This is a genomic window from Clostridiaceae bacterium (assembly GCA_012840395.1).
Classification (GTDB): domain Bacteria; phylum Bacillota; class Clostridia; order Acetivibrionales; family DULL01; genus DULL01.
The window spans coordinates 1-12,694 of the sequence record DULL01000091.1; the positions used below are offsets into that span (position 1 = coordinate 1).

The following is a 12,694-nucleotide window of genomic DNA, read 5'->3' on the forward strand; positions in this document are numbered from 1 at the left end:
ACATTTTTCTGGGATTACTACAAAACCGTAACGGCGTAAACTTGGGAACCGCCTAGTACGGGACCGTAGGCTAGGTGGTGTGAGAGGTCGGTAGGTGAATTAATCACCTACCTCCTACTCGATTATATATTTCTTACCATGAAGCTATGGCGCCGTCTGCTCTGGGCTCTGTACCGCCGCACAAGGTACCTTCCTGGTTTACCCAGATTATCTGGCCTCTGCCGAAAGATGATTCATCAGAAACTACTTCAATATCGTGCCCCTTATCTATCAGAGCATCAACCACTTTCTTAGAAAATCCTTTTTCAATATATACCTTTTTATCTTCAACCCATCTCCAGCGCGGTGCATCAAGAGCAGCCTGAGGATTCATGTGGAAATCTACGGTGTTCATGATAACCTGAACATGGCCCTGAGGTTGCATGAATCCACCCATAACTCCGAAGGGGCCTACGGGTTTGCCGCCTTTTGTAAGGAATCCGGGGATAATTGTGTGGTATGGTTTTTTTAGCGGTTCAATACAATTATCATGATCTTGGTCCAATGTAAAATTGCATCCCCGATTATGCAGGCTTATGCCTGTATCGGGAACAACAAGCCCTGAACCAAAGCCCATATAATTGCTTTGAATATAGGAAATCATATTTCCTTCTCCGTCTGCAGCCGCAAGATAAACAGTCCCTCCTTTTGGAGGCTGCCCTGCTTCAGGTATAAGAGCTTTTGAACCTATAAGGTTACGCCTTTCTGCCGCATAGTCTTTTGAAAGCAGAGCAGATGTTTTCACCGACATTTTCCTGGGATCGGCTATGTATTTCTGACCATCCACATATGCCAGTTTCATGGCTTCAATTTGCCTGTGAACTGTTTCAATGTCTTCATTATCTCTAAAGTCAAAACCGCTTAAAATATTTAATGCCATAAGGGCTACTATACCATGTCCGTTGGGGGGTATTTCCCAGATATCATATCCTTTGTAATTTATGCTGACAGGTTCAACCCATTCAGGCTTATAGTTTTCCAGATCCCATTTTCTAAGGTAACCTCCATGTTGTCTGGAGAATGTATCGATTTTATCGCATAAGTCACCGTGATAGAAAGAATCTGCATATGTATCTGCAATGGATTGCAATGTCCTGGCAAGAGCTTCAGATCTCCATATTTCACCGGCTTTTGGAGGAGTGCCCTTTGGGGTAAAAGTACTGAACCAATGTTTGAACTCCTCACCTTTGAAACGGCTTCGGAAAGTAATGAATGCTTTATTCCACAGTTTTGAGATTACAGGTGATACAGGATATCCTTCAGCCGCATATTCAATTGCGGGTTTCATTACTTCAGATAAAGGAAGTCTTCCGAAACGTTTGGAAAGCTCTGCCCAGGCAGATGGAGCTCCAGGTACCGTTACAGGAATCCAACCGTATTTTGGAATGGAATCATAACCTTTATTCTTTATAATTTCAGCTGATATTTCTCTTGGGGCAGGACCGCTTGCATTTAATCCATAAAGCTTTCCGCCTGTCCAAATTAATGCGAAAGCATCTCCTCCTACTCCGTTGGAAGTAGGTTCTACTACTGTAAGGCAGGTTGCGGTGGCAATAGCAGCATCAATAGCATTGCCTCCTTTTTTTAACATCTCAAGGCCTGCTTGTGCCGCCAGGGGCTGGGACGCTGCCACTATACCCTTTTTTGCGTATATTACGTGTCTCCTGGATGGGTATTTGTATGTCAAAGCGTCAAAATCCATGTTATTCCTCCTTTCTATGATATATACTTATTTATACCCGGAATACTAATAATCTGTTTGCTAATATGTTACTGGTATTGCTAATATATTGTTTTTTATTATATCATTTGTAGAAAATGTTTTTTATTTTTTTGATTTTGAATTTATGCTAAAATAATGAAATGAATAATTAAAAGGAGAGTTTTATGCTTAAATTATTTAGGCATTTGAAATCTTTCAGCTTATATATTTTATTAATTGTCCTGCTTTTATTCCTGCAGGCAGTATGCGATTTATCCTTGCCTGATTATATGTCGGATATTGTAAATGTAGGAATTCAGCAAGGAGGCATAGATAGCGCCGTCCCTCAGGTAATCAGGGAAAGTGAGTACAAGAAACTTAACCTTCTGTTATCTGATGAAGAAAATAATTTATTTGTCAAGGGGTTTAGGCTGTTAAGCAAGGACTCGCTGAGTTCAAGGGAATATGAGACCTTTGTTGAAAAGTATCCTGTCCTTGAGAAGGAAAATATTTATTTGATAAATACTTCTGACAAATTGCTGTTAGAAGACTTAAACAGAATACTTGGAAGAAGACTGCTGGTTTTATACATGATAGAGAAAGGTATGCCCGCCGAGGGTAATATGTCATTTGGCAACATGTCATTATTTGAAGGTTTCCAAGGGTTGCCTTCCAGTGGATTTCCTTCCGGAGCGGACCCGTTTGATATTTTGTCTAAGCTGCCAAAGGAGCAGTTGGAAGGGATTTTAAAAATTATTGACGGGAAAATTGACCAAATACCGGAAAAAATGATTACACAATCTTCAATAGCTTATATTACAGATGAGTACCAGTCTATAGGTGTTGATACAGCCAGGTTGCAGCGTAATTACATTCTCAAGGTGGGAGGTCTTATGCTGGGCATAGCCCTCATAGGAGCTTTTGCCACAGTACTTGTAAGTTTTCTGTCTGCTAAAGTGGCTGCAGGCCTTGGAAGAAATATAAGAGAAACGATATTCAGGAAGGTAACTTCATTTTCAAACAGCGAATTTGACAAGTTCTCTACCGCCTCACTGATAACCAGAAGTACCAATGACATCCAGCAGGTTCAGATTCTCATGACCATGCTGTTCAGAGTAGTGTTTTATGCGCCAATCCTGGGAATAGGCGGAGTAATAAGAGCTTTATCCAATAATTATTCAATGGGATGGATAATTGCTGTTGGCGTCATGGCAATACTTACTTTAGTAGTTGTTTTATCATCCATTGCACTGCCTAAATTTAAATCAGTCCAGAAGCTGGTAGACAGGGTGAACCTGGTAATTAGGGAATCTTTAACGGGTATGCTTGTTATCCGCGCTTTTAATAACGAAAAGTTTCAGGAAAATAAATTTGATGAATCCAACAGAAACCTTACCAGGACGAATCTCTTTATAAGCCGCCTGATGGCCATTATGATGCCTGCCATGATGCTTATAATGAATGGACTGATATTGTTGATTATATGGGTGGGAGCTCACCAGGTTGATTACGGAAATATTCAGGTTGGGGACATGATGGCTTTCATGCAGTATACAATGCAGATAATAATGTCCTTTCTGATGATTTCAATGGTGTCAATCATGCTGCCCAGAGCTGCTGTTTCGGCTCAAAGAATACTTGAAGTGACAGAATGCGATGTATTGATTAAGGATCCGGAGAATCCGGTTTCACTTGGAAAGGGCAACAGGTGCCAGGTACAGTTTAAGAATGTAAGCTTTAAATACCCTGGTGCAGAAGAGTTTGTGCTGTATAATATAAATTTCACGGCAAATCCGGGGGAAACCACGGCTATAATAGGCTCCACAGGCAGCGGAAAATCTACTCTTATTAATCTTATTCCCAGGTTCTATGATGTAACTGAAGGAGAAATACTAATTGATGGAGTGAATATAAAAAATATTACTCAGAAAGACCTGAGGGAAAAAATTGGGTTTGTGCCCCAGAAAGGAATACTGTTTTCAGGGACTATAGAAAGTAATATAAAATATGGCGGGGATAATATTTCTGACCAGGATATGATAAAGGCTGCCAGAATAGCCCAGTCAGAAGAATTTATCCGGGAGAAGGAAGGAGCCTATGACTTTATAATCACCCAGGGAGGTACAAATGTATCAGGAGGCCAGAGGCAAAGGTTGACAATAGCCAGGGCTCTTGCAAAGAATCCCGGTATTTATATATTCGATGACAGCTTTTCAGCATTGGATTTTAAAACGGACAGAGCACTAAGGAAAAGCCTGAAAGAGGAAATAAAAGGCTGTACGGTCATTATTGTTGCTCAGAGGATCAGTACTATTATGGATGCAGATAAAATTATAGTTTTGGATGAGGGTAGAATAGTGGGAGAGGGCACTCATAAAGAGCTTCTGAAGACCTGTGAAATTTATAAAGAGATAGCTTACTCCCAGCTTTCAAAGGAGGAATTGGAATATGAGCAACAATAGAGAGTTCTCCCGGAGACCTGCGGCAGGCAGGGGAATGGGCCCTATGATGAGGATAGCGGAAAAACCTAAGGATTTTAAAGGTACTATGAAAAAGCTTTTGCAGTATCTTAGGCCATATAATGCAGCATTTTTAATTGTTGTAATATTTGCTTTCGGAAGTGCAGCTTTTTCAATAGTGGGTCCCAAAATACTTGGCAAGGCCACAACCAAAATATTTGAAGGCCTGGTTGAAAAAGTAAGGGGTGTTGAAGGGGCTTCTATAGATTTTGGATATATAGGCAGAATTATAATAATTCTTATAGTTCTATATGCACTGAGCGCATTGTTTTCATTCATCCAGGGATTTATTGTGTCAGGAGTGGCACAGAAGGTTTCTTTTAATCTAAGAAAAGAAATATCAGAGAAGATTAACAGGCTGCCTTTGAAATATTTTGACAAAGTTACCCATGGAGAAGTATTGTCGAGGGTGACAAATGATGTTGATACCGTGAGCCAGACTCTCAACCAGTCTCTTTCACAAATTATTACGTCAATTACCACTTTGATTGGTGTTTTGGTAATGATGATCTCGATCAGCTGGCAGATGACTTTATTGGCGCTGTTGATGCTGCCTTTATCTACCATATTGGTATTTTCAGTGGTCAGAAAGTCCCAGGTGTTTTTTAAAGACCAGCAAAAATTTCTGGGTGAAGTTAACGGATATGTGGAAGAAATGTTTAGCGGCCACATTATTATGAAAGCTTATAACGGAGAAGAGAAGGCAACAAGGGAATTTGTTAAAATAAACCATAAGCTTTACGATGCAGCCTGGAAAGCACAGTTTATATCAGGAATGATGCAGCCTATTATGGCTTTTATAGGTAATCTTGGATATGTTGCAGTGTCAATACTTGGAGGATACCTGGCTGTCAGGAAGACCATAGAGGTAGGGGATATACTGTCCTTTATACAGTACATCAGAAGTTTCACTCAACCCATAGTGCAGGTTGCACAGATTTCAAATATCATTCAGTCAACAGTAGCGGCTTCCGAGAGGGTTTTTGAATTCCTTGGAGAGAAGGAGATTACCGAGGAAGCCGGCACAAGGGAAACTCTTGGGAATATAAGAGGAGAAGTGATTTTTGAGAATGTCAGGTTTGGCTATGAGGAAGATAAGACAGTTATAAAAGACTTTTCTGTAAATATTAAGCCCGGACAAAGAGTTGCTATTGTAGGGCATACCGGATCCGGGAAGACAACTATTGTAAAACTCCTGATGAGATTTTATGAGCTTAATGGCGGAAGAATTTTGATTGACGGAGTTGACATTAGAAACATAAAAAGAGAAGAGTTAAGAAGCTATATAGGAATGGTGTTACAGGATACATGGCTGTTCAGAGGCACTATTATGGAGAACATAAGGTACGGAAGGCTTGAGGCTACGGATAAAGAAGTTATCAGGGCTTCTAAGTTAGCCTGTGCACACCACTTTATACAGACATTGCCCAATTCCTATAATATGGAGATAAATGAAGAGGCAAATAATATTTCATCCGGGCAGAAACAGTTGCTTACCATTGCAAGGGCTATACTTAAAGACCCTAAAATACTGATATTGGATGAAGCTACAAGCTCGGTTGACACAAGGACGGAGATACTTATAAAAAGAGCCATGGAAAATCTCATGAAAGGGAGAACAAGCATTATTATTGCCCACAGGCTTTCCACCATAAGAGATGCTGATTTAATTATTGTGATGGAAGATGGGTATATAGTAGAAATGGGTAAGCATGAAGAGCTTATCGGTAAAAACGGGAAATATGCCACTCTCTATAATAGCCAGTTTGAAGATTGAGGAAACAGGGGGAAAACAAAGGGACGGTTCTTCTGCTTCCGTTTTTGGCGGAAGCAGAAGAACCGTCCCTGATTTTCCTGCAGATTAGTAAGTTTCTACGAACAGTTCGAAAAAGGCTTGTGGATGTGCACAGGCAGGGCATTCCTTTGGAGCTTCGGCGCCTTCGTGTATGTAACCGCAGTTACCGCATTTCCAAAGAACCGTCTCGTTCTTTTTGAAAACGGTATCATTTTCAATGTTTGCAATAAGTTTATTGAATCTTATTTCGTGCCTCTTCTCTGCATATGATATTGCTCTGAATACTCTTGCAATCTCCGGAAAACCTTCTTCATCCGCTACTTTGGCAAATTCAGGATAAAGCATTGACCACTCTTCATTTTCTCCTTTTGCAGCAGCTTTCAGGTTGTCGAGAGTAGTACCCTGAGCAACAGGAAAATCAGCAGTAATTTCTATGTTGGTTGGTAATTCTCCTTCAAATCCTGCAAGAAGGAATTTAAAAAATCTTTTTGCATGTTCTTTTTCATTATCAGCGGTTTCAATAAAGATATTTCTCATTTGCTTAAAGCCTTCTTTGTCAGCAATTGAGGCATAATAAGTATAACGGTTGCGTGCCTGGGATTCCCCTGCAAATGCTTTCATCAAATTTTCCGAAGTTTTTGTTCCTTTTAAACTTTTCATATTCTTACCTCCACTCACTAATTTTATATTTTTGTATTTATTTATTTATTAGAAAGGCATTTTGAACATATGCCTTTGAAATAAACATTTTTTTCCTTTATCAGAAAGTTTCCTAAAGAGGGATATTGGGACTCTTCCAGGTAAATGGGGAAATCATATATATAATCACATGATTCACATATAAAGTGTCCATGATCTGTAAAAGCAATGTCGTACCTCGCTTCATTTTCCTCGACTAATGCTATTTTAACAAGATTAGCATCCATGAACAGGTTTAACGAATTATATACGGTAGTTTTAGATAATGTGGGTATTTCTTTAACAAGAGCACCGTATATTTCATCGACAGTAGGATGACTCCGTTTTTCAATAAGATATTCTAAAACCTTAATTCTCTGATAAGAAGGTTTAATATTCTTACTTAACAATATTTCAGTGATATTGTCCCTGTTTATCATTTTGAAACGCTCCAAAGAACAATAAAAATAAAATTATAATAAATTTGTAATCATTACATTTTTATTATAATAACAGATGATAACATTGTCAATATTTAGAAAAATATATAAACTATTAATTTATTAATTTCTTATTTACCACACTTTCATTGAAATAATCACATTTTAATTGTATTTGTCAATAATTATGAAAATTTATTTAAATAAATATGAAAAAATGGAACCTAAATTGATATTGATTAGTCTATAACCGTAAATGGCTATATATGGTTATAAAATGCTGGCAAAAATAATAATAAGAGGTGGTCAATTTGAAGAAATTACTAGCTGTATTGGTTGCAATGCTTATGCTTGTAACTGCTATTATTCCGTTGCAGGGTTTTGCTGCTGGGGATGACAAAGGACTTGAGGATGCCATTAAGGCGGCAAAATCTTTAATTGAGGTTCCTGAAGACTATAAAATTATATCAAGCTTTGGGAATGAAGGTGATATGGATTACTGGGAACTTTATTGGAGCAGCAAGGATGATTATACCGGAAGTATAAGTGTCCGCATCAGGAATGACGGTACTTTGCTGTGGTATGACCAGTATAAGAGAGAATATTACCAGGATGACGGACTTAAGTTTCCAAAAGTAAGCAGAGATGAGGCTAAGACTATTGCTGAAAATTTTATCAGGAAGGTAAACCCATCAGTTATTGATAATATCAAATATTATGAAGTAGACCAGATCCAGCTGGGAGATAATTCCTATTATTTTAATTACATAAGAATAGAAAACGGTGTTCCTTATTATAATAATTCAATATATGTAGCTGTAAACCGTAATACAGGTGATGTTGTATCATACAATTATTATTGGACCGAAGGGCTGGAATTTCCTGATGCCTCAATAGTCATTTCAGTTGAGGAAGCTCAAAAAGCTTATATGGAAAAAATGGGATTAGAACTTATATATCAGTCCAGCAATGTTAAAGATGAACTCAAGGTGTTCCCGACTTATATTCCAAAGTATAACAATAATTCTATTGGTATAGATGCTCTCACAGGTGAAAGAATAGAGTTTGGTACAAGATATATTATCTATAACACTGTATCCCAGGTAGCTATGGATCAAGCAACGAAAGAAATGGCCGGGGCAGGGGATGGAGGAGAAATAAGGCTTTCCCCTGAGGAAGAAAAAGAAGTGCGTGAAATTTCAAAATTAATCTCTCTTGAGGAAGCTGAAAAGATTGCCAGAAATAGCAGCGAAATTGGACTTGATAATGAAAAAATGAACCTGGACAGATATATTCTTTCCAGAAGCTGGAACAATAAAGATGATCTATTTTGGAACCTAACATTTAGAAACAATCCTGATGTAGATGAAGATGAAATATATAGGTACGCAAGTGTAAAGATTAATGCTAAAACAGGAGAAATTGCAAGCTTTTATATCAGTGTCCCATATAACGAGAACGATAAGGCAGTAGACGACAGTGAGGCCGCAAAGGCTGCTGTTGAAGAGTTTGTTAAGAAATTTAAGCCTGACAAATACCAGCTTGTTGAGTTAGATGAAGAAGAATCTGATCAGCCTATAATACTTAAGAGTGCTGAACTTCCCAAATCATATTCATTCCGTTTTAACAGAATAGTGAATGAAATACCATTCCCCGGAAACGGATTTACAGTAAGATACGATGCTGTAAGGCAAAAAGTAACAGAATTTTATATGGAATGGTACGATATAGACTTCCCTTCACTTGACGGGGTGATTTCAGAAGAAAAAGCAAATGAAGCCTTATTCCAAGAGGTTGGACTGGAACTTCAATATAAAGAAGTTTATCCAAAGGATTTAGAAATAAGAGATTATTCTGACATAAAACCTGAGATGAAACTGGCTTATGTCCTCAAATCCGGCAAGCCATATAATTTAGATGCTTATACTGGTAAAATTTTAAATTATGACGGTACTCCTTATAAAGAAACCAAGATTCCTGAGTACACTGATATTGAAGGACATTATGCTGAAAAGCAGATAAACATGCTTTCTGAATACGGTATAGGCTTTGAAGGCAGCGAGTTTAGACCCAATCAGCAAATAAAACAAAAAGAATACTTTGCTTTACTGATTAAAATAATAAACAACTACTATTCTCCTGGGTTAAGTGATGTTATGGATGGAGAAGAAGTAGAGAAAATGTACAATTATCTTATAAGAAAGAAGATAATAACTGCTGAAGAGAAAGACCCTGAAGCTTTCATAAAAAGAGAAGATGCGATAAAGTACCTGATCAGGGCTATGAAATTAGATGAGGTTGCCAGCATTAAGGGTATTTACAACTTCCCGTTCAAGGATGTAGAAGAAACAAACCCTGATCTGATAGGCCATATTACATTAGCCTATGGTATGAAAATTATAAACGGCTTTGATGGGTATTTTAATCCTAAGGGAGAAATTACAAGAGCTGAGTCTGCAGTTATTATATATAATTATCTGAATAGATAGTTAAGAGGAATAGTTTAAAAGGTGAGGCTCCTTCCTTAAGATAAACAGTAGGATAATAACGATTAAACTGTTTATCTCGGGAAGGAGCGTTTTTATTATTTAAAATATGAGATACAATGTATTGAAAAAATAAACTTATATACAAATTATAAGTCTGAATATTTGTAATGGTGATTGATAAAGCTAAGCAATAATATCTAATACTCTTGCAAATAACTTATAAACAACATGGTATAATTAACGTGGTATAATCGTATGGTCAAAAAGCTTTTATCAATAGTGATTATACCGCAATTGGAACAAAGATAGCCTAATTAAACTGATAATAGCTTCAATTTCTTGCATATGGAAAGGAATAACTGTATACATGGAACTTCCGTTGGATTTGAGAAATGCATTGGAATCGGAACTTTCATCTTTATCCTCCAGGAGACTTGCCGGGGTGGTATCGGAACTTTCAGGCAGATACCGCAATAATAAACCAACTTCCCGAAAGAGCTTTATAAAATCACGGGAGGAAGTAAATGCATATGTTGCTTTTCGCATGCCTGCCACCTATGCCGCTGTGTACTCAGCACTAAGGAAGGTAAAGGAAATTCTCCCTCAATGGAATCCTGAAACATTTATGGATGCAGGAGCAGGCCCTGGAACCGCCATATGGGCGGCTTTGGAAGTATATCCAGGATTACGTGCTGCAACCCTTCTTGAAAGAGAAGAGGATATGATTGAATTAGGGATGAGATTGGCTAAATACTCATCATCTGGTTTTATACAAAATGCAGAATGGATCAGAACAGATATTACTGGTGACTGGAATACATCATCCCATGACCTGATAACTGCTTCCTATGTATTGGGAGAAATTGATGAACAGCACAGAAACGATTTTATCCGGAAACTCTGGCAGGTTACTGCAAATACCCTGGTTATCATAGAACCTGGTACGCCCGCAGGATTTTCAAGGATTAGACAAGCCCGTGAGATTCTTGTTGGTGAGAGGGCCTTGATAGCAGCACCTTGCCCTGGCAACATTACTTGTCCAATAGAGGAAGGCAATTGGTGCCATTTTTCCCAGAGAGTTTCCCGTTCACGTCTCCATAAGCAGGTGAAGGCAGGTGAACTTTCCTATGAAGATGAAAAGTTTTCTTTTATAGCTGTTTCCCGTTTGGAAGGACGGCTTATCACGGGAAGAGTGTTGCGTCATCCTCAAATAAGGAAGGGACATATTGAATTTGAGATATGCAGTCCGGATGGAATAAGCAGGAAGACTATAACACGGAAAGATAAAGAACTATATCGTATTGCAAAGAACTTAAGCTGGGGTTCGGTTTTTCCTGAAATTGAATAATTTTTTATTAATAATAATTAATCAAATAGAATAAAATAGATTTATATTATGTTATTTACAGTTTATAAAATTTTATGATATAATTTATCCAAATATAGATGGTATTTCCATAAAAACGCATAATGCGATCTTTAAATTGAAAGGAGATAGAAAAATGTCAAAATATGAATGCACTCTTTGTGGCTATATATATGACCCGGAAGTAGGGGATGAAGATACAGGCATCCCTGCTGGGACAGCTTTTGAAGACCTTCCGGAAGATTGGGTATGCCCTCTCTGCGGAGCAGGAAAGGAAGATTTTGAAGAAATATTATAATTTTACATGATTTTGTAAGCCTTTTGTATGCTTTGTGTTTTTTGGTCAATATTCCGATAATGTGTAAGATATTTAATGCCCGTGCCAATGGTTTATATTCAACTAATAACGCGGGCATTTCAAATTATATAAATCTTATTTATTTTTCTTAATATTTCATATCTTAATATTTCATATTTCTATCCAAGGGCAACATCCAGAAACATCATCACTGCGAAACCCAATACTGCCATTATGGTGACAATTGCTTTCTTACCGTCAGCATGCGCTTCAGGTATAAGCTCATCAAATACAACGTATATCATTGCGCCGGCGGCAAAGGACATGAAATAAGGCAAAATGGGTTTCACATAAGTTATGGCCAGGGCGCCTAAAAGGGCAGCTGGTATTTCTACCAAACCAGAAAATTGTCCGTAATACCATGAAGTAAACACAGAATTACCGTTTTGACGGGCAGGAAGCGATACAGCGGCTCCTTCCGGAAAATTTTGCAAACCCATACCAATAGCTAAAGCTACGGCTCCAAACAACATAGATTTATCATTAATTTGAGAAGCAGCACCAAAAGTTACTCCTACAGCCAGACCCTCAGGAATATTATGAATTGTTACTGCAAGGATCAATAAAAAAGATTTACCCAATTTACTCCTTAATCCCTCTACATGCTTTGTTTCATTGTGCATATGAGGGACAAGCCTGTCAGTCAGCCATAAAAATGCACAGCCTGCCAAAAATCCTGTTACTGCAGGTATATAACCTGGAATTCCAATTTCTGAAGCAAAATCTAATGACGGATTAAGAAGGGAAAAAAATGAGGCTGCAGTCATTACACCTGCTGCAAATCCAAGCATAGAATCCATAATGTTTTGCCTGACTCTAACAAAGAAGAATACGAGAGCTGCACCTGCCGCAGTCATACCCCAGGTAAATAATGAAGCTAGAAATGCCTGTGTAATACCGCTTTGTTCCATGAACCACTGCATTAGTCTAGTCCTCCCGGAAAATAAATAATATAATTTCAGATGATGAACTATTAGTCCATTCACCTTTTAAAAAATGGCATAAGATTAAATTAATTAACCTTCGAGATAATTATATCAAGAAGATGCTTTATGTCAATTAATAGCATATATTTAGATCTACAAAATAGTATTTTGTATATTTTCAATGCTTTTCCTGATGAGACAGAGAAGCGTGTCTTTGCTGTCAGTACTTTTAATTAAAGAGTTATAAGGCTGAAGCCTGGGAAGTTGTAAAATAAAATGCCGTAATATATAGAAAACTCATGGTAATCCATTGTAAAATGTTTAATAACCAAAGAAAAACATTAGCAAAGGAGTACCATGAGTTATATATGAATAATAACAC

At 37.8% G+C, this 12,694-nt stretch carries 9 protein-coding genes; 5 read left to right on the forward strand and 4 right to left on the reverse strand.

Annotated elements, in window-relative coordinates; genetic code table 11:
- Nucleotides 1-133 precede the first annotated feature (133 nt).
- Entirely contained in the window at nucleotides 134-1,741 is a 1,608-nt protein-coding gene (locus GXX20_10355) for a gamma-glutamyltransferase family protein (protein ID HHW32055.1), read from the reverse strand.
- Nucleotides 1,742-1,926: 185 nt separating this feature from the next.
- Between GXX20_10355 and GXX20_10360 the strand changes: the two genes are divergently transcribed.
- Nucleotides 1,927-4,203 (forward strand): ABC transporter ATP-binding protein, encoded by a 2,277-nt coding sequence (locus tag GXX20_10360; GenBank protein ID HHW32056.1) that lies wholly within the window; start codon nucleotides 1,927-1,929, stop codon nucleotides 4,201-4,203.
- 34 nt (nucleotides 4,204-4,237) lie between these two features.
- Nucleotides 4,238-6,037, forward strand: a complete 1,800-nt coding sequence (locus GXX20_10365; GenBank protein HHW32057.1) for an ABC transporter ATP-binding protein — start codon at nucleotides 4,238-4,240, stop codon at nucleotides 6,035-6,037.
- An 84-nt stretch (nucleotides 6,038-6,121) separates the two neighbouring features.
- Here GXX20_10365 and GXX20_10370 read toward each other — a convergent pair whose 3' ends face one another.
- Nucleotides 6,122-6,715 (reverse strand): rubrerythrin family protein, encoded by a 594-nt coding sequence (locus tag GXX20_10370; GenBank protein HHW32058.1) that lies wholly within the window; start codon nucleotides 6,713-6,715, stop codon nucleotides 6,122-6,124.
- 41 nt (nucleotides 6,716-6,756) lie between these two features.
- Entirely contained in the window at nucleotides 6,757-7,173 is a 417-nt protein-coding gene (locus tag GXX20_10375; GenBank protein HHW32059.1) for a transcriptional repressor, read from the reverse strand.
- Between the two features lie 311 nt (nucleotides 7,174-7,484).
- On the opposite strand from GXX20_10375, the gene GXX20_10380 reads away from it, so the two are divergent.
- The 3 genes from GXX20_10380 (at nucleotide 7,485) to GXX20_10390 (ending at nucleotide 11,326) form a co-directional block, all read left to right on the forward strand.
- Nucleotides 7,485-9,662 carry a peptidase M4 gene (locus GXX20_10380; GenBank protein ID HHW32060.1) on the forward strand — a complete coding sequence of 726 codons (2,178 nt, stop codon included), beginning with the start codon at nucleotides 7,485-7,487 and terminating at the stop codon, nucleotides 9,660-9,662.
- Between the two features lie 367 nt (nucleotides 9,663-10,029).
- The gene (locus GXX20_10385; GenBank protein HHW32061.1) at nucleotides 10,030-11,010 is read left to right on the forward strand and encodes an rRNA methyltransferase; all 981 of its coding nucleotides are present in this window, start codon (nucleotides 10,030-10,032) and stop codon (nucleotides 11,008-11,010) included.
- A 154-nt stretch (nucleotides 11,011-11,164) separates the two neighbouring features.
- On the forward strand, nucleotides 11,165-11,326 hold the full coding sequence (locus GXX20_10390) for a rubredoxin (GenBank protein HHW32062.1): 162 nt from the start codon (nucleotides 11,165-11,167) through the stop codon (nucleotides 11,324-11,326).
- A 179-nt stretch (nucleotides 11,327-11,505) separates the two neighbouring features.
- Here the strand turns inward: GXX20_10390 and GXX20_10395 are convergent, their stop codons facing one another.
- Nucleotides 11,506-12,309, reverse strand: a complete 804-nt coding sequence (locus GXX20_10395) for a ZIP family metal transporter (protein ID HHW32063.1) — start codon at nucleotides 12,307-12,309, stop codon at nucleotides 11,506-11,508.
- Nucleotides 12,310-12,694 lie beyond the last annotated feature (385 nt).

Excerpts from the sequence above, each read along its gene's own strand:
- GXX20_10365 (HHW32057.1), top strand. The coding sequence starts at position 4,238 with ATGGGCCCTATGATGAGGATAGCGGAAAAACCTAAGGATTTTAAAGGT.
- GXX20_10370 (HHW32058.1), bottom strand. The coding sequence starts at position 6,715 with ATGAAAAGTTTAAAAGGAACAAAAACTTCGGAAAATTTGATGAAAGCA.
- GXX20_10375 (HHW32059.1), bottom strand. The coding sequence starts at position 7,173 with ATGATAAACAGGGACAATATCACTGAAATATTGTTAAGTAAGAATATT.
- GXX20_10360 (HHW32056.1), top strand. The coding sequence starts at position 1,927 with ATGCTTAAATTATTTAGGCATTTGAAATCTTTCAGCTTATATATTTTA.
- GXX20_10385 (HHW32061.1), top strand. The coding sequence starts at position 10,030 with ATGGAACTTCCGTTGGATTTGAGAAATGCATTGGAATCGGAACTTTCA.
- GXX20_10355 (HHW32055.1), bottom strand. The coding sequence starts at position 1,741 with ATGGATTTTGACGCTTTGACATACAAATACCCATCCAGGAGACACGTA.
- GXX20_10390 (HHW32062.1), top strand. The coding sequence starts at position 11,165 with ATGTCAAAATATGAATGCACTCTTTGTGGCTATATATATGACCCGGAA.
- GXX20_10395 (HHW32063.1), bottom strand. The coding sequence starts at position 12,309 with ATGCAGTGGTTCATGGAACAAAGCGGTATTACACAGGCATTTCTAGCT.